The organism is uncultured Dysgonomonas sp., assembly GCF_900079725.1.
Taxonomy (GTDB): domain Bacteria; phylum Bacteroidota; class Bacteroidia; order Bacteroidales; family Dysgonomonadaceae; genus Dysgonomonas.
The window spans coordinates 4,255,730-4,280,156 of record NZ_LT599032.1 but is presented as its reverse complement, the minus strand read 5'-3'; the positions used below and the strand labels follow the sequence as shown (position 1 = coordinate 4,280,156).

Here is a 24,427-nt window from a genome sequence, read left to right as displayed (position 1 = left end):
GGGAGAATAAATATTCACCCGATGTTCAATAACTTTATATTGAGGTCATCTTGACTTTTCTAATTTAGTAATATTTTGAAACACATATCCTCTTTGTCATTTTGAACGGAGTGAAAAATCTCTTGAAAAACAAGATGCTTCCTATCGTCAGCATGACAAAGTGAAAAAAAAATGAAAAGTCAAGATGATTTCATTTTCTCTATAATAATTCTCTAAAAGTTTGGTTAATTAAATTTTTAAACATTACTTTGTTTTTCAAAGTTCTTTTATGAAAAACGAAATATCACTTTCTATTCTTTGTTTCTGCATATTCGCAGGTTTAAAACTGGCCTATCCACATCTGGAAACCGATAACATCCGGTTTCTGCTCAGTCCTACTAATAAAGCCATAGAACTGATATCCGGATCGGATGCTATTTACAATAATGCATCAGGATATTTTTATCCACAGATGAATATGGTAATCAATAAGTCTTGTTCGGGTTTTAACTTTCTGTTGATCAGTTTCCTGATGATTGCTTTTGTTTTTATAAAAACGAGTATCATAAAGGGAGGGCTTGTTATTCCTATATCTTTCCTTTTGGCCTATATGATAACTCTCATAGCTAATATATCCCGTATAACAGGGTATATGCTGATAATGAATACAGGCTTCTATTCAGCTTCCGGTCTTCCGGATAAGTTGATACATCAGGCAGAAGGGATTTTTGTCTACCTCTCCTTCCTTATATTCGGATATTTACTTCTAAATCAGATAATAAACAAAATACAACGCAATCATGAGAAAACTGCTCAATCCTAAATGGATATTCCTTATCAACACTTTACCTGTCGCCTTGATACTATTTCTGGAATGGGGTGAATTTCAGATAATAAAAAGCCTGCTGGACTATCCCGAACTGACACGTTGGAAGTCGTTTGCAATTGTACTGGTTATACTTGCATTACTGAATGCTACCTATGCTATTGTACAGATGGTGCGCAAAAAACGGGTAGATATAGTTTACTGTATTGTATCATTCGTTGCTTTTCTCAGTTTTATATACGCATATTATTATAATTACACCGATTTGGTACCGTTTAGTATTCCCGATTGGATGATATCGGGAAACCTGCCTATGTATGTAGGGGCTTTTCTTATGCCGACACTTATATATAGTTTGTTTGTCCTGGCTATTTTACTCACTCCGCATGCCAGAAACCAAAAGGCATCCATAAATATTGCAGTGGCTATAAGTATTCCGTTTTTTATTTATGTTCTTGCTACAATGGTATTGCCATTGTGGGACGGAATGAGATTCGGGAGTGAACATCTCTACCTTATATCCGCTATTCTGGCTACTACCGCTTTTCTATTTTTTATTATTCGCTTTATTTATATCCTTATATCACGCCGGAATATCTTTAAAGAATATGAACTGGCATGGAAAATTCCGGTTGCTATTATATTTCCGATATTGGGTTTATGTATCAACCAGAGTTTCGACAATCTATTCGGAAATTTCTCCGATCCGTGGTTTTATATTATAGCCGTAGTAAACGGTTTACTTATCTGCATCCCGATACCGGAAAACAGGCAATTAAGATTATCTCTCTACACAGGGAGATGCATCACATTTATGTATACGCTTTACTTTTTTCTGGTCATGTTGCCCTTTTTGCCGTTGTCGGTTTTTGCCATTATCATTTTCGGAGGAGGGTTCCTGATGCTCACACCATTAATTTTATACCCTATACATCTCAATGATATCGTAAAGGACTTCAATAACCTAAAACGAAGCTATAAGAAACCATTATTATATACGATTACAATCATTAGTATTTGTGTGTTGCCAACAGCAATAACGATTACTTATAAATACGACCGCAGCATATTGCACACAACACTCGAATACCTTTATAGTCCCGACTATAGGAAAGAATATAAACTAAATGCAAAATCTGTAGACCGCATATTGGAGGCTACAGAAACACACGACCGAAGGGGCGGTACGGCATTCTATTCTTCCACCCCGTATCTGTCAAGCTACTATAAATGGTTAGTACTAGACAATCTGACCCTTTCGGAAAGTAAACGGACTCTGATTTACAACCTGTTCAATGGCCATGAAGCAAATAATAACAGACGCAGCAGGATGTGGCAAAGTCCGGGAAACGACACAATACAAAAAATAAAAATAACAGATATTCAACATAGCAGTAAATATGATGATGCACAAAAAGCATGGGTCAGTTGGATAGACCTCTCAATATACAACGAAAATGTTCCTCTCCGGGATGCTGAATATATAACAAAAATAGATTTGCCTGCCGGATGCTGGATAAGCGATTATTACCTCTATGTAGGAGATGTGAAAGAACCGGGTATACTGGCCGAAAAAAAAGCCGCGACATGGGTATTCAATCAGATAAGGAATGTAAACAGAGACCCGGGACTACTTCGCTACCTACCGGGAAATACAGTGGAATTCAAAGTCTTTCCCTTTCAAACAGATGAGACGAGATATACCGGAATCGAGTTTATACACAAAGAGCCTGTCACTATCGATATAGACGGCAACCGGATTATGCTTGGAGATACCGAAGTACAAATGCATACAGACCCGAATGCAAATATGGAAGGAGTAGCATATATTTCGGGACAGGAAAAGCAAGAACTGGAGACAGTAGAGCGCAAGCCACATTACCACTTCATTGTTGATATGTCTGCAAATGTGAATGATTATGAAGTAGCGGGACAATATCTGCCGGAAGAAAAAAGAACTGATAGAGAAAAAGCCGGAAAGTATCTTGACGAAATAAACATGCTGCTCGACCGTAATCTGATTGACAGAGACAATGCGAAGATATCGTTTACAAACACTTATATAAAAACCCTTTCGTTGAAAAATGAATGGCAGGAAGAACTGAAAAAGCAAAAATTCGAAGGGGGATTTTTTCTCGACAGGGCTGTAAAGAAAATCCTTTTCGATTCCTATACCAATCCTCAAATGACATACCCGGTTATAGTTGTATTGAGCGATAATATACAGAAGGCTATTCTTTATAATGATTTTGCTGATATGGAGTTTACTTATCCCGAAGGTGACAGGTTTTATTCGTTACAAAACGACAGTCTGAAAGAACATTCTTTTTCGAAAGGTATAAAAGTAACAGAGAGCATCGTGGACTCCATTCCGCTAAAAACCGTAAAAGTATGGCCGCGCCTGAGTAATCCGCTTGTATATCTGCCTGACGATAACAAAGCGTCCGTTATACTAAATACAAAAGATAAAATACTGGTCATAAATCAGGATGCAATAAATAAAAAGAACTGGGAATCGGGGTTGCTGATGCAGGCACAATGGATGCATCAGATATTACATCCCGAAACCGCCGATAAAGAATGGCTCAGCCTGCTGCAAAACAGTTTCAAATCGGGGATAATGAGTCCGCTTACATCCTACATTGTAGTAGAAAACGAAGCACAGAAGGCTATACTGAAAAAGAAACAGGAGGAAGTTATGTCGGGGCACAGGGCGCTCGACCTGAATGATGAGACACAACCGATGTCTGAACCTGATTTACTTGTTTTAATGGTTCTGTTCGGACTATTCTGGATATGGTATAGGAGGCGAAAAGCAAAAGCTGCTGAATAAAGGAATTTAACATGTCTATTTTCATAAGAACTTTATCTATATAATAAAACAGGTACGAGTTCTTTGAAATTTTGAAAAAGGTGAAAATGAGACATCTAAAAAGTGAAACAAGTTGTTACTTTTGTTACCTTTTAACAAGTAGTAAGTTTTATATAATGAGTTATAAGTTGAAAGTTATATGAGATACGAGTAGACAAGACACGAGATACAAGTTGTTCACTGATGACTGGTATATGTGTTACTTTTGTTACCTTTTTGGAGAAAGATACGAGATGTTTGGCTCTGCTCAGCAAGCTAATTATTAATTTTTCATTTTTAATTATTAATTGCTTTCCGTGTTACCTTTGTTACCTTTTAACAAAACACAGTTAAAATATGTAAATAAATAATACATGTTTACCTTCGTCCTAAATCGTTAAAATCATTTTTTTCGTATATTTGACATACAGACGAAACTACAAACACAAACATATTGAATTATGAAAACAACTGTATTAAAACCTACTATTTTCGCAGTTCTCGTATTAATAGCTTTCACCACAATAAAGGCTCAATCCGCTTACACCGAAATTTACCCCCATATTAAAGTGGCAATTAGCAGCGAAAAATTAAATACAAGTCAGTACAGTTCCAAATTCAAAGGCTCTATATTGGATTATACGGAAACTAAAACTGACGGAACACAGATACAGGCAAAAGCCTACAGACGCAATTCCAATATCGAAATATTCGAAAGGCCTGCGTACCCTGCCATCCATACTGTTTATAAAGAATTTTATCCCAATGGAAATCTAAAGCAAAAGGGGGTATTATTACCTTTACAGGTAAAAGTAGGTAAATGGATCGAATGTGATGCACTAGGTAATTGTTCCATCATAGACCATGAAAGCGGGCGGAATGCTTTTGGATATAACGATGTATTAGAATATCTCGAATTTGAGGGCGTTTACAACAAAACCGACGGCAACATATGGAAATGCACCTTCTGGTACACTCCTGAAAGCAAAACATGGGGTGTAAGGGTCGATAAAGACGGACAGCAATATAAGATGTTTAACTTCGACAGTACAGGGCAAGAGGAAGTGAAAGAGTTTGACCTGTCGGGCAATTCCAATTCGGCTACACCAGTGGGCTCATTCGAACAAAATGAAGACACAGATGGATTAAAAAACCGAACTAATCGCTAACTTTGCTGTTCTATAGGCTATAGAACACTAAGAATGAAAAGATACAGCATGCCGCAACCTTATCGGGAAACGGAAACAGTAATATTAGCAAACGGAGAATTCCCAACTCACCCCATTGCTTTGGCAATATTAAATAACAGCAAATATCTTGTTTGCTGCGACGGAGCTATTAACAATCTGGCTAAAACCAATTTGATACCGGATGCTATTGTAGGCGATTGCGATTCGCTATCGGAGGACAGCTTATCAAAATTTGCAGGTATCATACACCGCATTTCTGAACAAGAAACAAATGATCTGACAAAAGCAGTACAATTCTGTATAAAACAAGGTAAACGTAATATTACCATTCTGGGAGCGACTGGCAAAAGAGAAGACCATACGATAGCGAATATCAGCCTGCTATGTGATTATATGAAAGATGCCGAAGTGGAAATGGTTACGGATTATGGAGTATTTGTAGCTATTGATTCCGACTCAACATTCGAAAGTGAAATAAAGCAACAGGTATCACTATTCTCTATTGACAAAATGCCTTTAACCTCCCATAACCTCGCATATCCAATACACAATCATGTGTTTACTAATTGGTGGCAGGCAACACTGAATGAGTGTACAGGCAATGAGTTTACAATAGAGACAAAAGGCCGGACCGTGGTATACCGGGCATTTTGAATGGAAGCATTATCCCATTTCTTTTGCCTTGTAGGCCATGGCATAGAAACGGATTTGTTTTATCATCGAAACCAACCCATTGGAACGGGTAGGACTAAGATTTTCCTTCAAACCGATCTTTTCTATAAAATAAAGGTCGGTATTGATAATCTCATCGGGAGTCCTGTTCGATAAAACTTTGATAAGCAGGGCAATTATTCCTTTTACGATAACGGCATCACTCTCTGCTTTAAATACGACTTTGCCATCGACATAATCGGCTTGCAGCCATACACGACTCTGGCATCCCACTATAAGATTATCTTCTGTCTTCGATTTATCATCGAGTTTATCAAGGGAGTTACCCAGTTCTATGAGGAGCGCATAACGGTCCATCCAATCTTCGAACATGGAAAACTCTTCTATTATTTCGTCTTGTATTTCGTTTATTGTAGCCATTCTTATTTCTCCTTATAGATAACCTCCAGCACTGTCTGTCCGACAACTCCGAGTGTTTTTTTGCTGATATTGCTCATATCGTCTTTCTGGGTATGCCACGAATGGAAGAACCCATGTTCTGTATTTGGTCTGTAATCGATAATATCTATACTTGGAATACGTCGAACTTCGTTCACCGGTACATGGTCGTCTGTGATTCCGCCCATCTCCTCTCCTTTAAAAAAGGCACCATAATTCATTTGACCAGCAGTACTCCATACCTTCTCCACAATATTCTTTGCATAAATGCGTGAATATTCTTCTTTGTAGAAAGTAGCTCCATCAGCCCCTACCATATCGAGTAAAATACCATATTTAGCCTTATAATTAGGTACATGCGGATTTTTAGCCCAGTATTGGGAGCCTAAGCACCATGTATTTCCTTCGATAACAGATTTCTCTGCAAACTCTGGGATCCCATAATCTTCCGCATCGAAGAAAATGATATCCACGCCTACTGCCGGAGATTGAGATTGAATGATACGGGCTATTTCGAGTAACACTCCTACTCCACTGGCAGCATCGTTTGCACCTAACACAGGCTTGTGATAATTATCCGGATTAGGGTCATGGTCTGAATAAGGGCGTGTGTCCCAATGCGCAAATAGTAATACCCTGGTTTTCTTATCCGGTCCGTAAGAACCTATTATATTACGGGAATTCAGCTTTGTTCCATCATATGCTGTCAGCACCATCTTTTGCTCCTGCACATCTGCACCGAAACGCTTCAGTTCGGCTACAAGGTAATCGCCACAAGCAATATGCTGAGGGGTATTGGGTACACGAGGACCGAAAGAGACTTGCTTATCTACAAACTGATATGCACTATCTGCATTGAAATCTGGCGAAACTTTCTGGTATGCTTCCACTGGTTTTGAGGCAGTTTTATTATTACATGCACAAGCTATCAGCGACAACATAAGGCACACAGCAACAATATTCTTAAATGTCATTCTCATATAGTTAAAATATACAGGTGCAAAGATAAGAAATGATATGATATCCTTAAAGTCATTTTAATATTATCAAGGGCAAACGCACGAAATATGTGTTTTTATGCAGAAAGTTTATCTATATGGATAGCTGGTAGCCTTTAGCTGTTAGCTTATAGTTCTTTGATGTATTGAGATAAGTAGTAAGTAATAAGTTAAATGAGATACGAGTAGACAAGATACGAGAAAAAGGCTAATGGCTAAAAGCGATCAGCTAATAGCTAAAAAAACTGTTACCTTTTAACTATATATGATTAATTCCAATCAGTAGTTAAAGTAATTATTGTTGGATAAAATTATTGGATTATTTTCGACTTCACTCCGTTTCGTTCGAATGTTCATTTTGCCTTGATGCAAAACGAACCAAAAAATCAAGGCTGCATCCCTCGGCGACCCAAAACCGCAGCTTCGGTGGAGCAAAATAATACGAAGTCATCATTAGTAGGATTATCGACCGGGTATAGCAGCCACCCTATTTTGCTCTACACCTCCGCTTTACGGATTGGGTACCCCGCCTGCGGGACGAGGCCGTGGTCGCAAAGCGACGACAAGAGACTGTCTTATTTGGGTTCGAAGGGCTTCGCCCTACTTGTGCGTCAGCGGACGCGCATTAGTTTCGCAGGCGGGGTACCCACACGGTGCAGGCGACGTTGAAAGTGACGGGGCGATAGCCCGTTGGTCCCTTTCAGCCGGCAAACCGATTGTGGGTCGCCGAGGAACTTAGCGCTAGCCTTTTGCTTACTTTTGGGCAATGCCAAAAGTAAGGACAAGCCCGGGAAGGCGCGGCAGGATTGAGCCAAGTCTCCGGAAATAAACAAAGACGGTAATTATGTAAAAAATAATCCAACGTTAAATCTCACCTACTGATTCACATGATTAACAAATATAAAATAAACGGCATAAAAACAGTAAAAAAGTGTCAGATGTGTCAGGTTTTAACTATATACAGTCAATAAATGTAAATGAAATCAATGGCTAAAATCCTCGATTTCGTGCGTTTGCCCTAAATATTATCTGATTAAGGCGGTTATAAAAAAAGCCGCATTACTGCGGCTCATTCTTATCTTTAATATCCCTTATGCGTCGATCTTGGCATAAGTAGCATTTTCTTCTATAAATTCACGGCGAGGAGCAACATCTTCACCCATTAGCATGGAGAAAATATGATCAGCTTCGGCAGCATTTTCGATTGTCACCTGACGTAAAGTACGGTGTTCAGGATTCATTGTTGTATCCCAAAGCTGGATAGCATTCATCTCTCCAAGACCTTTATAACGTTGTGTATGAATTGAATTCTCGTCACCATCACCATATTTATCGATAAAAGCACGGCGTTGCCTGTCGTCCCAGCAGTATTCTTCCACTTTCCCTTTCTTACATAAGTAAAGCGGTGGAGTAGCAATATACACATAACCTTTCTCCAGCAAAGCTTTCATATGACGGAAGAAGAATGTAAGGATCAATGTAGCAATATGGCTACCGTCCACGTCCGCATCGGTCATTATCACCACTTTATGATAACGCAGTTTTTCCAGATTCAACTCCTTTGAATCTTCATCAGTACCGATAGAGACTCCAAGGGCAGTGTATATATTCTTTATCTCGTCACTCTCCAATACTTTGTGAGGCATTGCTTTCTCTACATTCAATATCTTACCCCGTAAAGGCAGGATAGCCTGAAATGCACGATCGCGACCTTGCTTGGCTGTTCCACCCGCAGAGTCCCCTTCGACAAGGAATATCTCGCAATTGGAAGCATCTTTACTGGAACAGTCTGCCAACTTACCCGGAAGTCCTCCTCCTGTAAGCGGAGATTTACGTTGTACCATTTCACGGGCTTTACGTGCAGCAGCACGAGCCGTAGCAGCAAGTATAACTTTTTCAACTATGATCTTAGCTTCTTTCGGATGCTCTTCAAGAAAATGTCCTAAAGCTTCACCTACAGCCTGATCTACAGCTCCGATAACTTCGTTGTTTCCTAGCTTGGTTTTAGTCTGTCCTTCAAATTGCGGCTCTGCTACTTTGATGGAAACTACAGCTGTAAGGCCTTCGCGGAAGTCGTCTCCACTGATTTCAATCTTGACTTTTTCCAACATCTTCATATCATCGGCATACTTCTTCAACGTACGCGACAATGCACGACGGAAACCTGTCAGGTGAGTACCACCTTCGATAGTATGGATGTTATTTACATAGGAATAGACATTCTCGTTGTAGGAAGTATTATACGTCATCGCTACTTCTACAGGAACGCCTTGCTTTTCTGTGACAATGTGTATAACATCATCGATCAAGGCCTCTTTTGAAGCATCGATATAACGCACAAATTCCTCTAGTCCTCTTTCTGAATAGAATACATCGGTACGGAAAGTCCCATCTTCTTTCTTCTGGCGAAGGTCGGTCAACGAAAGACGAACTCCCGCATTGAGGAAAGCAAGCTCGCGCAGACGCGAAGCCAATGTATCATATTTATATTCGGTAACAGTAAATATTGTATCGTCCGGTTTGAAAGTGATGGTTGTACCATTATCCTTTGTCTCTCCTATTTTTTCTACAGCAGTCAATGGCTTGCCACAAGAATACTCCTGTACGTATATATTGCCGTGCTTATGAATCTCGGCACGCAGGTGTGTAGAAAGAGCATTCACACATGACACCCCCACACCATGAAGACCGCCTGATACTTTGTATGTCCCTTTATCAAATTTACCTCCGGCATGCAATACGGTCAACACAACTTCCAGAGCCGATTTCTTCTCTTTCTCCATGATATCTACAGGAATACCACGTCCGTTATCCTTTACAGAGATAGAATTATCTTCGTGAATAGTAACTTTAATATCGTCACAATAACCAGCCAGGGCCTCGTCAATAGAGTTATCAACAACCTCGTACACAAGATGATGTAAACCTTTTTCGCTAATATCACCAATGTACATCGCAGGTCTTTTCCTTACAGCCTCCAGACCCTCAAGCACCTGAATATTCTGCGCCGAGTAAGACTCGCCTGCCATTTTTTGTTTCTCTGTCATATTTATTTCTTGCTATTTTTAAGGTGAATAACCACCCGTTGTTTTGCGTTCAAAAATCTAACAAATATACGAATTTTTATCGGGAAAAACAAGTAATTAAGCAGTCCTTTTGCGTTTCAGAATAAAGGATAAAATATCAATAAAATAGAAGGAAATCTTTGATTATCCGATTTTCTTATTTTCTTTGTAAAAGATAAATGCACCTAATATATCAAGCTTCATGAAAAACAAAATTTTGCTCTTTACTTCCTTCATATTTTTACTTTCTATAATCAGTTGTTCCGACAAGAACGATGACAAGGAAGATATCAAATATTTAAGTCTGTCTAAGAATGAATTGTCATTCAGTGCAGAAGGCGAGACACAGACTTTTTCGATAAAATCCAACACCGAATAGAAAATAATCGTAGAAGAAAATGATTGGATAACCATCAGTCCCTTAAGTGGAAAAGGGAACATGAACATCTCGGTAAAAGCATCTGAGAATGCAATTGAGACCGTGCGTTCAATATCTTTATCAGTAAAAACCGCAGAAAAGTCTGAAACTGTAAAAATTAATCAGGAGGCTGCACCTCCTGTAATTCCCGATCCGGAAGGACACCATTACCCTCTTTTGACGATCACCACAGAGAATGGAAAGCCAATTACATCAAAGGAAGATTATATAAACGCCACTATTACTATTGAATCCCGGAATGAGAAAGGTGAGATCATTGAAAAATTACTCGAAGCTACCACCGAGATAAGAGGCCGGGGAAACAGTACATGGGGAATGGAAAAGAAACCATACCGTCTTAAATTAAGCAAGTCCAGCGAAATACTAGGCATGCCCAAAAACAAACATTGGGTTTTATTAGCGAATTATTCTGATAAAACCTTGATGAGAAATGAGCTCGCTTTTGAAATCAGCCGACGCATGGGATTTGTCTATACCCCACGTATGGAATATGTAGATGTCGTTCTCAACGGAGACTTCATAGGTAATTATATGATCGGAGAACACATAAGAATAGATAAAGACAGAGTGAATATTGCCGAAATGGGGCCATCTGACACAAATACCTCAGGTGGATACCTGCTGGAAATAGACGAACGAAAAGGGGAACCTGTGTGGTTCGAAACCGAAGAAGCAAAAATGGTGTTTTGTGTAAACAGACCAGAGGACATCCCCGCTATTCAAAAGGAATATATCCGTGATTATATTCAGAATATAGAAAACATTATCTACGGAAAAGGAGGCATCAACACTGTGTCTGAGCTACCAAAATATCTGGATATGAAATCCTTCATTGATTATCTGTTACTAAATGAATTATCTAAAAATGTGGATGGAAATCTTCGTCTCAGTACCTTTGTATATAAAGACAAGGATAATGATAAGTTATACTTTGGCCCTGTATGGGATTACGATATCGCTTTTGGTAATATAAATTACGAAGGATGTGAAATTACAACCGGTTGGTATGCACGAATTAAAGCTGCCTGGTATCAAGAATTCTTTAAGCATGCAGAATTTGATAAAATGGTGACAGATCGGTGGATCGAGTTGCGAAGTGACAAGCTAAGCAATCTGTATCCATTTATCGACGAATTAGCTGACAAGATGGAAATATCCCAGTCTAAAAACTTTAAGCGGTGGCCGATATTAGATAAGGCTGTATGGCCAAATCCTATTGTAACAGGTAGCTATCAAGGAGAAGTCAATTATCTGAAAGATTGGCTTACTAGAAGAATAAACTGGATGGATCAGACATTGAAGTAAACTTCAGCCTATATTTATACAAATGAGGGTATTGTAACTGATGCAATACCCTCATTTGTATATCTAATATACTAAATACAATTACCATCTCTTAGCTACCTTATTAATAAGCTGTTTCACTTTCAGAACAAACTTCAATTCTTTATATTTCTTATTATCAATAAATCCATATTTATGCTTTATCTTATAATAATCGGAATAAAAATCAAAGTATGAAGAAGATATACCACCTAATCTAAAATTAGATATTACAATATCCACTTCTTCCAGACTGACACCTTGGCTTGCACATCTGCAAATAAAATCATAGTCAGCTAATACTTTTACAGATAAATCAAATGCTCCGAATTTATCATAGACAGCCCTTGAAACGAAGAAAGTTGAATGCGGCAATACGCTCTCAGAGATGAAAGCAGCACCACGTCGTTGCACATTAAATATCTTATCATCTTTCCAAACCCGTTCGATACCATATATCATGCAGTTAGACCTATTTACTTCTCTATCAGTAAACTTATCCCACATCACCTCCAAAGCATTATCTTCGTACCAGTCATCAGAATTTGTAATACCCACAAGCTCTCCTTGCGCTAAAGCAATCCCCTTATTCATTGCATCGTAAACACCTTTATCCGGCTCACTCAATATCCGTACACTTACTCCTTTCTTCTCAAAAGCAGGTATATAGCTTTTTATTTTCTCCACTGTATTATCTTTGGAGACGCCATCAATAATGATGTATTCGAAATCAGAAAACGTTTGTCTGAGTAAGGCATCAATTGTTCCATGTATTGTATTTTCCGAATTGTAAGTAGGTGTTATAATAGAAATCTTTGGCATATCTTTTTATTTAAAGAAACACAAAGATAAATATCTTTTTTTATTATTGGATAGTACCACCTTTATCTATACAATTTACATTAGATAATATTAGACATTGGGTAAGTTTCACCTAGAACAGAACAAAGCTCTGCCTAATATTATTATATTTACATGCTTTTTAGAAAACATATATAAATAATGGCAAATACTTTAATTATCAGATACCATAGGATCGGCGATGCTTTAATCGTCCTACCCTTAATTGTATCTTTGGCGACCAAATATAAAGAAGACACCTTTACAATACTTACAAATGAGCGGTTTAATACCTTTCTGGAAGTAATGCCTCCCAATGTTGTATTTAAACCTATGATATCTAAGAAATCGAAAGGAGCTTTCAGAGGGCTGGTTTTTTCAATAAAAAAACGTCTTTTTTCAGCTAAGATGAAGTCTTTTGCCAATTCATTTGATAAAATAGCTTTTCTACAATATGATATCATCGAACAGAAATTACACAAAAGCATTCTTCAAAATAACCTAAATATAGAAATAGCCCTAACCAATGAAAACAGGTTCTTTTCAGAAGAAAGGATCCCGAATAAATGTAATGACGGCCTAACAATGATTGACTTACATAAAGAAGCTCTTGCTAATTTAGGTTATAATGGGTTGCAACCAATATTCAACCCAATGGCTATAAAGAAAAGAGATTCAGATAAATTATTTAACAAGCTCAATATTAGCTCCAATAAAAAACTAATTGCAATATCTCCCTTCTCTAAAGAAAGGACTAAAATATACCCATTAAATAAGATGGAAGAGGTTATATCGTATTTTAGCAAAAAAGATGAATATCAGGTCTTAATATTTGGAGGAGGAATCAGAGAAAAAAAACAGGTAGACGCCTGGATCGAAACATATCCTTCAGTAATTTCACTTATTGATCGCATCTCTTTCGATGAAGAAACGACTGTTATGGCAAAATGTAGTATTGCCCTCACAATGGATTCTGCGAATCTGCATTTAGCCGCATTATTAAATGTTTCGGTAATCAGCATTTGGGGAGCCACCGCACCGCAAAATGGTTATTATCCATCAAATTTAGATCGGAAAGATGCTCTAATTAAAGATTTAAGCTGCCAGCCTTGTTCTATATTTGGAAATAAACCTTGCAGTAATCCAAAAACTTTTGATTGTCTCGACATTAACTCTAAAATAGTAATACAAAGAATAGAAAATATACTTTTTAAATAATTCATATATCAGCTATATAATACTTAAAGCAAGTTCTGATTCTTTTATAGTCTTCATTCATATATGTATAGGATAATCTTATCCACAACAAAAAAGTCCCACACTATATCTAGTGAAGGACTTCTCTTCTTAAAAACGGCGGTAACCTACTCTCCCACTTGCGCAGTACCATCGGCACGACCGGGCTTAACTTCTCTGTTCGGAATGGGAAGAGGTGGAGCCCCGGTGTTATAACCACCTGAATGCTTTTTATAGTGGATAGTTGATAGTGGACAATGGTTTATATGTAACTGTCAACTCTCAATTTTCAACTATATTGACTGATGTAAAAGAGTAAGTATTGTTATGATTATTGTCTAATATAGCAAACCTCTGGTTTGTTGTTCGGTGCCAGTTTACTACGGTGAGTCTACTGGCACCATTGAAAGCGTCCGGGCAATTAGTACTACTCGGCTATGACATTGCTGCCTTTACACCTGTAGCCTATCTAGGTCGTAGTCTACAACCACCCTTAATGGATATCTTATCTTGAAGTCGGCTTCGTACTTAGATGCTTTCAGCACTTATCCAATCCGGACTTAGCTACCCGGCGATGCTCCTGGCGGAACAACCGGTAGACCAGGGGTCCGTCCAACACGGTCCTCTCGTACTAGTGTCAGATCTCCGCAAATATCCTGCGCCCACGATAGATAGAGACCGAACTGTCTCACGACGTTCTGAACCCAGCTCGCGTGCCACTTTAATGGGCGAACAGCCCAACCCTTGGGACCTGCTCCAGCCCCAGGATGTGACGAGCCGACATCGAGGTGCCAAACCATTCCGTCGATATGAGCTCTTGGGAATGATCAGCCTGTTATCCCCGGAGTACCTTTTATCCTTTGAGCGATGGCCATTCCATACTGAAACCACCGGATCACTATGCTCTAGTTTCCTACCTGATCGACTTGTGGGTCTCTCAGTCAAGCGTGCTTATACCATTACACTCTACGAACGGTTACCAATCGTCCTGAGCACACCTTTAGAAGCCTCCGTTACTCTTTTGGAGGCGACCACCCCAGTCAAACTACCCACCATACACTGTTCCTGCATCCGCAGGTTAGATTCCAAACAATTAAAGGGCCGTATTTCAAGGTTGGCTCCACAAGTACTAGCGTACCCGCTTCATAGCCTCCGGCCTATCCTACACATCAAGTGCCCAGAATCAATGTAAAGCTATAGTAAAGGTTCACGGGGTCTTTTCGTCCCATCGCGGGTAATCGGCATCTTCACCGATACTACAATTTCACCGAGATCACAGTTGAGACAGTGTCAAGATCATTACACCATTCGTGCAGGTCGGAACTTACCCGACAAGGAATTTCGCTACCTTAGGACCGTTATAGTTACGGCCGCCGTTTACTGGGGCTTCAATTCAATGCTTCTGATTGCTCATGACATCTCCTCTTAACCTTCCAGCACCGGGCAGGTGTCAGGCTATATACGTCTTCTTTCAAATTTGCATAGCCATGTGTTTTTGTTAAACAGTTGCCTTGACCTATTCTCTGCGGCCAGCCGTGAAGCTGGCACCCTTTATCCCGAAGTTACAGGGTCATTTTGCCTAATTCCTTAACTGTGAATCGCTCGAGCGCCTTAGTATTTTCAACCCGACTACGTGTGTCCGTTTGTGGTACGGTTGCTATATAGATTAGCGTTTAGCGGTTTTTCTAGGCAGTCTGTTTACCTGCATTATCTACGCTCCCGAAGGATTGTAGTACTATCAGTTTCAACTCTCACGGCGGATTTGCCTACCGTAATCAACGTCTACTTCCTTTAACCAAGTAATCCGTCACTTGGCAGCAGTGTCACTCCTGCGTCCCCACATAACTCTAGATAACAGTACCGGAATATTAACCGGTTCTTCCATCGGCTTCGCCGTTCGGCTACACCTTAGGGTCCGACTTACCCTGATCCGATTAGCGTTGATCAGGAAACCTTAGTCTTTCGGCGAGGGGGTTTCTCACCCCCTTTATCGTTACTTATACCTACATTTGCTTTTCTACACGCTCCAGAAAGGCTTACGCCTCGCCTTCAACGCTGAGTAGAATGCTCCCCTACCGATAATATTTTATCCCATAGCTTCGGTAACATGTTTATGCCCGATTATTATCCACGCACGACCACTCGACTAGTGAGCTGTTACGCACTCTTTAAATGAATGGCTGCTTCCAAGCCAACATCCTAGCTGTCTTAGTAGTCATACTTCGTTAATTCAACTGAACATGTATTTGGGGACCTTAGCTGATGGTCTGGGTTCTTTCCCTCTCGGACATGGACCTTAGCACCCATGCCCTCACTCCCGGTATTAACTTATGCCCATTCGGAGTTTATCTGGACTTGATAGGCGGCGAAGCCCTCGCATCCAATCAGTCGCTCTACCTGACATAAGTAATTCGCCGAGGCTGCACCTAAATGCATTTCGGGGAGTACGAGCTATCTCCAAGTTTGATTAGCCTTTCACCCCTACCCTCAGGTCATCCGAAAGCTTTTCAACGCTTACCGGTTCGGTCCTCCATTTGGTGTTACCCAAACTTCAACCTGCCCAAGGGTAGATCACTTGGTTTCGCGTCTACTCCTACTGACTAAAGCGCCCTGTTAAGACTTGCTTTCGCTTCGGCTGCGTACATCTTTGTACTTAACCTTGCCAGTAAGAGTAACTCGTAGGTTCATTATGCAAAAGGCACGCCGTCACAATTTAATGCTCCGACCGCTTGTAGGCACATGGTTTCAGGGTCTCTTTCACTCCTCTGTTCGAGGTGCTTTTCACCTTTCCCTCACGGTACTGGTTCACTATCGGTCTCTCAGGAGTATTTAGCCTTACCGGATGGTCCCGGCAGATTCACACAGGATTTCTCGTGTCCCGCGCTACTCAGGATACTGCTAGGCTTCGGATATGATTCGTATACGGGATTATCACCCTCTATGATCGTTCTTTCCAAAACGTTCTACTTCAAATCGTTCTTGCCACAGCGCAGTCCTACAACCCCGGTATTGCCTAAACAATACCGGTTTGGGCTCTTCCCATTTCGCTCGCCACTACTTTGGGAATCATTTTTATTTTCTTTTCCTACGGGTACTTAGATGTTTCAGTTCCCCGCGTTTGCTCACTACATACATAGTGTAATATCCTCTTCGGATATTGGGTTGCCCCATTCGGAAATCCACGGATCAAGGGTTATTTGCACCTTCCCGTAGCTTATCGCAGCTTATCACGTCCTTCTTCGCCTCTGAGAGCCTAGGCATCCCCCATGTGCCCTTTCCTACTTTCTTTTTTTCTATCTAATAAACTCCCCGAAGGGGGCTTATTAGCAGGGTTTGATAGATTATATCATAATCTAACTTTACTTGCTCTTTTTTTACATCATGTCAAAGATCGTTTTTCTAATTGAGAATGGATAGTGGATAGTTGACAGTTCTTTTTGTCAATTATTAATTGTCAATCCTCAATTGAAAGTGTGGAGAATAACGGATTCGAACCGTTGACCCCCTGCGTGCAAGGCAGGTGCTCTAGCCAGCTGAGCTAATCCCCCGTAAGGTAATTAATAATGATGAATTAATAATTAAGAATTGGTTTTTACCGTTATTGTTAATTGTTAACTGTTAATTATTAATTGCGATGCCTCTGCATTGCGGTAGTCCCAGGCAGATTTGAACTGCCGACCTCTACATTATCAGTGTAGCGCTCTAACCAACTGAGCTATAGGACTGGCGGTTCTGCCTGAAACTGATTGCCAGCTTCTTGGTTTCTCTTGGTCAGTGAACAGTGAGCAGTGAACAGTTAACAGTATATTTAAACTCTAACCCTCTACCTACTCCCGTAAACTGAGTATATCTTAAAACAACAACATCATTTAAGAGTGCAGCACCTTTTTTTAAAGGTCTACCCAACTCGAACAGTATCTCCAGAAAGGAGGTGTTCCAGCCGCACCTTCCGGTACGGCTACCTTGTTACGACTTAGCCCCAGTCACCGGTTTTACCCTAGGACGCTCCTTGCGGTTACGCACTTCAGATACCCCCAGCTTCCATGGCTTGACGGGCGGTGTGTACAAGGCCCGGGAACGTATTCACCGCGCCATGGCTGATGCGCGATTACTAGCGAATCCAGCTTCACGGAGTCGAGTTGCAGACTCCGATCCGAACTGGGAGTGGCTTTGGAGATTAGCATCTTGTCACCAAGTAGCTGCCCTTTGTACCACCCATTGTAACACGTGTGTCGCCCCGGACGTAAGGGCCGTGCTGATTTGACGTCATCCACACCTTCCTCGCATCTTACGACGGCAGTCTTGTTAGAGTCCTCAGCTTGACCTGTTAGTAACTAACAATGTGGGTTGCGCTCGTTATGGCACTTAAGCCGACACCTCACGGCACGAGCTGACGACAACCATGCAGCACCTACACATCTGCTATTGCTAGCTTACAAGTTTCCTCGTAATTCAGATGCATTTCAAGCCCGGGTAAGGTTCCTCGCGTATCATCGAATTAAACCACATGTTCCTCCGCTTGTGCGGGCCCCCGTCAATTCCTTTGAGTTTCACCGTTGCCGGCGTACTCCCCAGGTGGATTACTTATCGCTTTCGCTTAGTCACATACGGTATATCGCATACAACTAGTAATCATCGTTTACGGCGTGGACTACCAGGGTATCTAATCCTGTTTGATCCCCACGCTTTCGTGCTTGAGCGTCAGTTATAGCTTAGTAAGCTGCCTACGCAATCGGAGTTCCTCGTTATATCTAAGCATGTCACCGCTACACAACGAATTCCGCCTACTTCATCTATACTCAAGACTCCCAGTTTCAACGGCAGTTCCAACGTTAAGCGTTGGGATTTCACCGCTGACTTAAAAGCCCGCCTGCGCACCCTTTAAACCCAATAAATCCGGATAACGCTCGCATCCTCCGTATTACCGCGGCTGCTGGCACGGAGTTAGCCGATGCTTATTCATCAGGTACATGCAATAAGTTACTCGTAACTCTTTTTATTCCCTGATAAAAGAAGTTTACAACCCATAAGGCAGTCTTCCTTCACGCGATTTGGCTGGTTCAGGCTCTCGCCCATTGACCAATATTCCTCACTGCTGCCTCCCGTAGGAGTCTGGTCCGTGTCTCAGTTCCAGTGTGGGGGACAAACCTCTCAGTTCCCCTATCCATCGTTGGATTGGTGAGCCGTTACCTCACCAACTTCCTAATGGAACGCATGCCCATCTACAACCGATAAATCTTTAACAAATATTCCCATGCGGGACCCCTGTTTTATGCGGTATTAGTCCGAATTTCTCCGGGTTATTCCCCTGTTGTAGGTAGGTTGCATACGCGTTACTCACCCGTGCGCCGGTCGCCATCTAAGTATTGCTACTCTCTGCTGCCCCTCGACTTGCATGTGTTAGGCCTATCGCTAGCGTTCATCCTGAGCCAGGATCAAACTCTTCTTTGTATATTCTTTTTTTTAAGTCTTTTGATCCTGTTCAAGCTTTTTTTATTACTATTGGGTAATAGTAATTGACGGTAGCACCTTTTTTAACTATCTCTAGTTTTTTCGGATCTTTAATTTAATAAAAACCCAAATTGTGTACTACACTCTATAATGTTGTTATTTCATTTCCTTCAAAGACCTCTCTCTTTCCCTACGCAAACACCCTTCTTTAAGCGTGCCCTTTAGTGGTAAAGCGGGTGCAAAAGTAGGAAACAATTCATTACACTCCAAACTTTAGATAACCTTTTTTTAAAATATTTTTTAGACAAACAATGTAAAATCAAAGTATACGCCTAGAATACAACATGTTGTTAAATATAAAGACATGTGAGAAAAATGAATTGATCAGTTATCGGCCTATACCAAATTCATAAGTAAGCTTCAAAGCCAAGCCGTGATATGTAGGTTTGACAGCCACTCTCTTATTGGGTTCCACATCAGACCATTCATAATACGTCGCCTTTTGCAATGAATACACAAGTCCAATATTCCACGCACTCCTTCCTTGCTTGGCAATACTTACCCCGAAGGAAGTACTAAAATAGAAACCTTTTCCCATTGCACCCGAATATCCTACTTTTATGTCCCAGAATGGAGTTGTATTCTCATCCAAAAAATTAATACGTGGATTGAGAAATATGGGTAGAGATGAATCCTTTTTGTTTAGTGTCATAGTATAACTTGTTCCTGCACCTACATAAAAAATAGGATTAAACTGATAGCCTATAGATGTTCCATATTCGAACCTGTGATTCTTTGTTTTACCAATACCTTGTATATAAGCATAATCGAGAAAAACCCGAAACCCTTTTATTTCCCGGTTCCATATCTTCTCCCGCCGTTTAGGCCTTGGTACGCTAAAAGGATCAAAATATTCATCCGGACTTGCAGCCCGGGCGCCATCGATTATCACCGGCTGGTCAACCATCACCGGCATTGATATATTACCTCCCGGCTGTTGAACCTGCCTGAGAATATCCTCATGCGGAGATTGCTCCGGGGTTAAACTTTGTGTTGGATTCGAAGGCATGCCAACAACGCCTCCGGTCTTCGGTTGCGGTTGTCCTTTCCTGTTCGAATTAGGACTGCCCTCCACATAACTTTGCAAATCTGCCTTCGATAATACTCCATCAGCCTTCCCTAAATTTCCTTCTTCTATTTTTTTCACATCCTCTTGTTGATATATCACTATATTTTCTTTCTGTGAAATACTATCTGTGATTTTTACACTTATAGTTCCGAATTGCTGTTTCACAAGTTTTCCTTTTATCGTCTTACCATTTTTAAGATATATAATATCCAACATCTCCACCTTGACCGAATCCTGAGAATAAACTAAACAGATGCTATAAATGAGAAATAATAAGAAAATTGTTATTCTATACATGGTAAGAGATATTTTCATGTGATTAATACAGTAATAAATATAGCATAAGCCGATAAAAAATCAAAATAATTTTAACTATTATACGATAAAATCAATATAATTATTATCTCCGGTCAGAAAAAATATCATTTTATAAAATCCAAGATAAATAGATTTGATTATAATTAATATCTTTGCTGCTCTGAAATATATAGATAAAGTTTTTTTATGTCTATAATATATAATAGCTAAATAATACATCAATATATACTTTGATTTACTTATAATACAACATTATACATGAAAACGTCCCTTTTATCAAAAATCACAATCCTGACTATTGCTTCATTAGTATTGTTTGCATCCTGCAAAGACAAGAAACCTCAATTTACTATTGAAGGAAAAATAAGTAATGCCGACACAACTATACTATATCTGGAGAAAAGATCTCTGACCGAAACAACTATAATCGATTCTGTGAAATTAGATAAAGACGGTAACTTCAAATTCACAGAGGTAAATGTTGGCTATCCCGAATTTTATTTACTAAAGCTAAACGGACAAACAATCAATCTGGCAGTAGACTCGATAGAGACTATTACTGTGAATGCACCGAAAGAAACATTTGCACTGGATTACACAGTTGAAGGCTCTAACAGTTCGGCTAAAATAAAGGAAATTGTCCTGTCTCAAAACAAACTAGGCCAAACCTTCACCGAACTGAAAAAGAAATTTGAAAGCAAAGAAATATCGCAAGATGAATATATTGCAGCCGTACAAGATGGAGTGAATGAGTACAAGACTAAGGCTAAAGATCTTATATATTCCGACTATAAAAGCCTAGCGGCTTATTTTGCGCTTTTCCAAAAAGTGGATAACTATTTGATTTTCGACCCATACAACAAAAAAGACATAACTGCATTCCAAGCTGTAGCTACAGTATGGGATACACAATATCCGACATCTCCCCGCACAGCTAATCTGAAAAGCTTTACATTATCTGCTCTTGCTGAAATACGCAAAGTAGCAGGTCAGGAAGAAGCGATAAACAGAATTGCGACATCGGAAGTTACAGATCATACTACATATTATGATATAACCCTACCGGATAGACATAATAAGAATATAAGCCTTTCCTCATTGCAAGGAAAAGTAGTCATACTGGACTTTACTGCATATCAAACAGACTTTTCTCCGGCGCACAATATACTGCTTAATAAGGCTTATGAAAAGCATAAGGGAAACGTTGAAGTATATCAGGTTTCATTCGACACGGATGTGCATGCCTGGCAAAACAGTGCAGTAAACCTTCCTTGGATTTGCGTAAGAGATGATAAGTCTTTGACTTCTGATTTACTTACAAAGTATAACATTCAGGGATTCCCAACTATTTTCATTATCAATAAAAAAGGAGAGATCGTAAAAAGGGTATTATCCACGGATGATTTATCTTCTGAAGTTCAAAAATTATTATAAAAGTTCTCTAAATATTTTGACGGTATAAAAATTATACCTTATCTTTGCTTATAATAGATTGAAAAAAGGAAAAGGAGTTCTGGCCTATACGGCAAGGATTCTTTTTCTTTTTGTCGCTTTAAAAAATCAAATGAAATAATAGTCACTAACTAATTTAACTTTAATTACCATGGCTATCACTTACATGACCGAAGACGGTTACAAAAAGTTGAAAGAAGAAATCAGCGCTCTGGAGAGCGAAAGGCCGGCTATATCGAAACAAATAGCTGAAGCCCGTGATAAAGGCGATCTGTCGGAAAATGCCGAATACGATGCAGCCAAAGAAGCTCAGGGATTACTTGAGGCAAAAATAGCCCAGATGAAAAATCTGTTGGCAAACGCCCGTATAATCAATGAAGAGTCGATAGGGATAGATGTAGTACAGATACTAAACAAGGTAACTATACGCAACACAAAGAACAACCAGCAGATGACATATACCCTTGTAGCTGAAAGTGAGGCAAACCTGAAAGAAAACAAGATTGCAGTAAGCACTCCTGTAGCACAGGGCCTTATGGGCAAAAAAGTGGGTGATGTTGCCGAAATAAAAGTCCCTTCGGGAATGATGAGTTTCGAAATCGTAAACATCTCTATCTAGCAGCTGATGGCAAGTATCTTTAGTAGAATAGCAGCCGGCGAGATACCTTCTTACAAGGTGGCGGAGGATGAGAAATTCTTTGCTTTCCTTGATATAAATCCTATGGCTAAAGGTCACACGCTGGTCATTCCTAAACAGGAGGTGGATTATATCTTCGATTTGGACGACGCAACCATAGGTGAGATGAACATCTTTGCCAAGAAGGTTGCCAAGGCCATAGAGAAGGCTCTTCTATGCCAACGGGTCGGTGTAATGGTTATAGGAATGGAAGTTCCTCATGCACATATACACCTGATTCCGATAAACAAGGAGTCAGACATGCTGTTATCCAACCCCAGAGTAAAGCTGGAGCAAGCTGAATTCGAAGAGATTGCCCGAATGATTAGAGAATATATCTGATAAGATTTATTTCAAAATAGGAAGGGCAGAAATCATAAGGTTTCTGCCCTTTTTGTTATGCCTTATTTCTTACTATATTTTCTTATCCAATCGAGCAAAAGCAAGCAACCGGGACCTCCCACTCCTCCATGATCAAAGCCCTGTACTTCGTACATGGTCACATCCTTATTCCCAAATGACTTTAGGATAGCTTCCATATGCAGGTTCTCTTCATAACGCGCTGTCATTTCCAGATTACGGTCTCCCGAAATTAATAAAATAGGAGGAATGCCTGCCCGTGCCTGATTCAATGGTGCATAAGCATCAACTATAGGAAGGTTTTGAGGTATCCCCCGTTCTTTCCTTATCGTGTAATGCGTATTAGTCTGGCCACTGATAGGCACCAGACCCTTTATCTTATCCGCATCAATTCCGTACTTTTCAAGATAACTCTTATCCAGTCCCACCATAAGAGTAAGATAGCCCCCGGCAGAATGCCCCGATACATAAATATCATTCACACTACCGCCATACGACGCGATGTTATTGAAAACCCACGCAACGGAAGCAGCAGCATCCTCTATATACGCCGGATTTGTGGCTTTCGGACTAAGGCGATAATTGACTGCCACTACCGCGATACCTCTTTCCTTCAGTTCGTTCGGGATATGCTTTTCCCCGCCTTCAAGGCCTCCGCCATGAAACCAGACTACCACAGGGAAATCTTTCTTATCCACAGGATAGTATATATCCAGTTTACAACGCTCCTTACGGTATGCGTCCGTTTCGGCATCGCCGGTATAAGGTATATCCTTCTTCAATTCATACGTATTCTGTGCGGTTATCGCCAAAGCACAGAAGAGGAAGATTACGATCAAACTTTTTTTCATATAGTTTATTTATTAATTTAAGATCTAAAATTTATAGTTACAAAAGTAACAGAAATTAATGTACCGATTAGTAAATTTGCCGATGTGCCAATTGCGCAAAGCGACTTTACTGTTAATAGCCAACAGTTAAAACCCCGTAACTGCTAACTATGCCTAAAAAGTAACGAAGGTAACACAATTACATTACTTTCTCGCCTGTTACTTTTCAGACTCCGACTACCCCTCATTTATCCCATACCAATATATTCCCAACAAAAGCAATTAGGTGAAAAAGTAACAGTTTTTTTAGTCTTTGTACACTTTGCGATTCTCTTTGTACGTTTAGTGGTTAAC

At 40.0% G+C, this 24,427-nt stretch carries 17 protein-coding genes, 2 tRNA genes and 3 rRNA genes; 10 read left to right on the top strand and 12 right to left on the bottom strand.

What is annotated here, in order from left to right; all coding sequences use genetic code 11:
* The first annotated feature begins 268 nt into the window (after window positions 1-268).
* The 4 genes from xrtK (at window position 269) to QZL88_RS17585 (ending at window position 5,500) form a co-directional block, all read left to right on the top strand.
* Window positions 269-802, top strand: coding sequence for an exosortase K (gene xrtK / locus QZL88_RS17600; protein ID WP_296943307.1), 534 nt, complete (start codon window positions 269-271; stop codon window positions 800-802).
* Window positions 780-3,638 (top strand): MSEP-CTERM sorting domain-containing protein, encoded by a 2,859-nt coding sequence (locus QZL88_RS17595; RefSeq protein WP_296943304.1) that lies wholly within the window; start codon window positions 780-782, stop codon window positions 3,636-3,638. The genes xrtK and QZL88_RS17595 overlap by 23 nt, the downstream gene beginning before the upstream one ends.
* A gap of 479 nt (window positions 3,639-4,117) precedes the next feature.
* Entirely contained in the window at window positions 4,118-4,825 is a 708-nt protein-coding gene (locus tag QZL88_RS17590) for a hypothetical protein (RefSeq protein ID WP_296943301.1), read from the top strand.
* Window positions 4,826-4,858: 33 nt separating this feature from the next.
* Entirely contained in the window at window positions 4,859-5,500 is a 642-nt protein-coding gene (locus tag QZL88_RS17585; RefSeq protein WP_296943299.1) for a thiamine diphosphokinase, read from the top strand.
* 9 nt (window positions 5,501-5,509) lie between these two features.
* Here QZL88_RS17585 and QZL88_RS17580 read toward each other — a convergent pair whose 3' ends face one another.
* The 4 genes from QZL88_RS17580 to gyrB form a co-directional block, all read right to left on the bottom strand.
* Window positions 5,510-5,938 carry a SufE family protein gene (locus QZL88_RS17580; RefSeq protein ID WP_296943296.1) on the bottom strand — a complete coding sequence of 143 codons (429 nt, stop codon included), beginning with the start codon at window positions 5,936-5,938 and terminating at the stop codon, window positions 5,510-5,512.
* A 2-nt stretch (window positions 5,939-5,940) separates the two neighbouring features.
* A complete protein-coding gene (locus QZL88_RS17575) occupies window positions 5,941-6,930 on the bottom strand; it encodes a M28 family peptidase (RefSeq protein ID WP_296943293.1) in 990 nt (329 codons plus the stop codon).
* A 635-nt stretch (window positions 6,931-7,565) separates the two neighbouring features.
* Window positions 7,566-7,787 carry a hypothetical protein gene (locus tag QZL88_RS17570; RefSeq protein ID WP_296943290.1) on the bottom strand — a complete coding sequence of 74 codons (222 nt, stop codon included), beginning with the start codon at window positions 7,785-7,787 and terminating at the stop codon, window positions 7,566-7,568.
* Window positions 7,788-8,045: 258 nt separating this feature from the next.
* Window positions 8,046-10,001, bottom strand: a complete 1,956-nt coding sequence (gene gyrB / locus QZL88_RS17565) for a DNA topoisomerase (ATP-hydrolyzing) subunit B (RefSeq protein ID WP_296943287.1) — start codon at window positions 9,999-10,001, stop codon at window positions 8,046-8,048.
* A gap of 220 nt (window positions 10,002-10,221) precedes the next feature.
* Here gyrB and QZL88_RS17560 point away from each other — a divergent pair, with 220 nt between their 5' ends.
* Both QZL88_RS17560 and QZL88_RS17555 read left to right on the top strand, forming a co-directional pair.
* The gene (locus tag QZL88_RS17560; protein ID WP_296943285.1) at window positions 10,222-10,398 is read left to right on the top strand and encodes a hypothetical protein; all 177 of its coding nucleotides are present in this window, start codon (window positions 10,222-10,224) and stop codon (window positions 10,396-10,398) included.
* Between the two features lie 3 nt (window positions 10,399-10,401).
* A complete protein-coding gene (locus tag QZL88_RS17555; RefSeq protein ID WP_363927930.1) occupies window positions 10,402-11,763 on the top strand; it encodes a CotH kinase family protein in 1,362 nt (453 codons plus the stop codon).
* Window positions 11,764-11,844: 81 nt separating this feature from the next.
* On the opposite strand, the gene QZL88_RS17550 is transcribed toward QZL88_RS17555, so the two are convergent.
* Complete coding sequence (locus tag QZL88_RS17550; RefSeq protein ID WP_296943282.1) at window positions 11,845-12,603, bottom strand: glycosyltransferase family 2 protein; 759 nt, start codon at window positions 12,601-12,603, stop codon at window positions 11,845-11,847.
* Window positions 12,604-12,783: 180 nt separating this feature from the next.
* Here QZL88_RS17550 and QZL88_RS17545 point away from each other — a divergent pair, with 180 nt between their 5' ends.
* Window positions 12,784-13,839, top strand: coding sequence for a glycosyltransferase family 9 protein (locus QZL88_RS17545; RefSeq protein ID WP_296943280.1), 1,056 nt, complete (start codon window positions 12,784-12,786; stop codon window positions 13,837-13,839).
* Window positions 13,840-13,972: 133 nt separating this feature from the next.
* Here QZL88_RS17545 and rrf read toward each other — a convergent pair.
* The 6 genes from rrf to QZL88_RS17515 all read right to left on the bottom strand — a co-directional run bounded on the left by rrf (window position 13,973) and on the right by QZL88_RS17515 (window position 20,734).
* A 5S ribosomal RNA gene (gene rrf, locus QZL88_RS17540) occupies window positions 13,973-14,081 on the bottom strand.
* Between the two features lie 176 nt (window positions 14,082-14,257).
* Window positions 14,258-17,146 (bottom strand): 23S ribosomal RNA (locus tag QZL88_RS17535).
* A 185-nt stretch (window positions 17,147-17,331) separates the two neighbouring features.
* Window positions 17,332-17,405: transfer RNA gene (locus tag QZL88_RS17530), tRNA-Ala, on the bottom strand.
* 103 nt (window positions 17,406-17,508) lie between these two features.
* Window positions 17,509-17,582: transfer RNA gene (locus QZL88_RS17525), tRNA-Ile, on the bottom strand.
* A gap of 199 nt (window positions 17,583-17,781) precedes the next feature.
* Window positions 17,782-19,308, bottom strand: a 16S ribosomal RNA gene (locus QZL88_RS17520).
* Together the 16S, 23S and 5S rRNA genes with 2 tRNA genes alongside form the textbook arrangement of a ribosomal RNA operon.
* A gap of 388 nt (window positions 19,309-19,696) precedes the next feature.
* Window positions 19,697-20,734 carry a hypothetical protein gene (locus QZL88_RS17515; RefSeq protein WP_296943277.1) on the bottom strand — a complete coding sequence of 346 codons (1,038 nt, stop codon included), beginning with the start codon at window positions 20,732-20,734 and terminating at the stop codon, window positions 19,697-19,699.
* Window positions 20,735-21,013: 279 nt separating this feature from the next.
* Between QZL88_RS17515 and QZL88_RS17510 the strand changes: the two genes are divergently transcribed.
* The 3 genes from QZL88_RS17510 (at window position 21,014) to QZL88_RS17500 (ending at window position 23,225) form a co-directional block, all read left to right on the top strand.
* The gene (locus QZL88_RS17510) at window positions 21,014-22,189 is read left to right on the top strand and encodes a TlpA disulfide reductase family protein (RefSeq protein WP_296943275.1); all 1,176 of its coding nucleotides are present in this window, start codon (window positions 21,014-21,016) and stop codon (window positions 22,187-22,189) included.
* 169 nt (window positions 22,190-22,358) lie between these two features.
* Window positions 22,359-22,826, top strand: coding sequence for a transcription elongation factor GreA (gene greA, locus QZL88_RS17505; protein ID WP_296943274.1), 468 nt, complete (start codon window positions 22,359-22,361; stop codon window positions 22,824-22,826).
* A 6-nt stretch (window positions 22,827-22,832) separates the two neighbouring features.
* Window positions 22,833-23,225, top strand: a complete 393-nt coding sequence (locus QZL88_RS17500) for an HIT family protein (RefSeq protein WP_296943271.1) — start codon at window positions 22,833-22,835, stop codon at window positions 23,223-23,225.
* Between the two features lie 62 nt (window positions 23,226-23,287).
* Here the strand turns inward: QZL88_RS17500 and QZL88_RS17495 are convergent, their stop codons facing one another.
* Window positions 23,288-24,094 (bottom strand): alpha/beta hydrolase, encoded by an 807-nt coding sequence (locus QZL88_RS17495; RefSeq protein ID WP_296943269.1) that lies wholly within the window; start codon window positions 24,092-24,094, stop codon window positions 23,288-23,290.
* Window positions 24,095-24,427 lie beyond the last annotated feature (333 nt).

Bases quoted from the DNA above. Each gene is read 5' to 3' on its own strand.
- QZL88_RS17510 (WP_296943275.1), top strand. From the start codon at position 21,014: ATGAAAACGTCCCTTTTATCAAAAATCACAATCCTGACTATTGCTTCA.
- QZL88_RS17495 (WP_296943269.1), bottom strand. From the start codon at position 24,094: ATGAAAAAAAGTTTGATCGTAATCTTCCTCTTCTGTGCTTTGGCGATA.
- QZL88_RS17595 (WP_296943304.1), top strand. From the start codon at position 780: ATGAGAAAACTGCTCAATCCTAAATGGATATTCCTTATCAACACTTTA.
- QZL88_RS17575 (WP_296943293.1), bottom strand. From the start codon at position 6,930: ATGACATTTAAGAATATTGTTGCTGTGTGCCTTATGTTGTCGCTGATA.
- QZL88_RS17500 (WP_296943271.1), top strand. From the start codon at position 22,833: ATGGCAAGTATCTTTAGTAGAATAGCAGCCGGCGAGATACCTTCTTAC.
- QZL88_RS17590 (WP_296943301.1), top strand. From the start codon at position 4,118: ATGAAAACAACTGTATTAAAACCTACTATTTTCGCAGTTCTCGTATTA.
- QZL88_RS17580 (WP_296943296.1), bottom strand. From the start codon at position 5,938: ATGGCTACAATAAACGAAATACAAGACGAAATAATAGAAGAGTTTTCC.
- xrtK (WP_296943307.1), top strand. From the start codon at position 269: ATGAAAAACGAAATATCACTTTCTATTCTTTGTTTCTGCATATTCGCA.
- QZL88_RS17550 (WP_296943282.1), bottom strand. From the start codon at position 12,603: ATGCCAAAGATTTCTATTATAACACCTACTTACAATTCGGAAAATACA.
- QZL88_RS17560 (WP_296943285.1), top strand. From the start codon at position 10,222: ATGAAAAACAAAATTTTGCTCTTTACTTCCTTCATATTTTTACTTTCT.
- gyrB (WP_296943287.1), bottom strand. From the start codon at position 10,001: ATGACAGAGAAACAAAAAATGGCAGGCGAGTCTTACTCGGCGCAGAAT.
- QZL88_RS17585 (WP_296943299.1), top strand. From the start codon at position 4,859: ATGAAAAGATACAGCATGCCGCAACCTTATCGGGAAACGGAAACAGTA.
- QZL88_RS17515 (WP_296943277.1), bottom strand. From the start codon at position 20,734: ATGTATAGAATAACAATTTTCTTATTATTTCTCATTTATAGCATCTGT.
- greA (WP_296943274.1), top strand. From the start codon at position 22,359: ATGGCTATCACTTACATGACCGAAGACGGTTACAAAAAGTTGAAAGAA.
- QZL88_RS17545 (WP_296943280.1), top strand. From the start codon at position 12,784: ATGGCAAATACTTTAATTATCAGATACCATAGGATCGGCGATGCTTTA.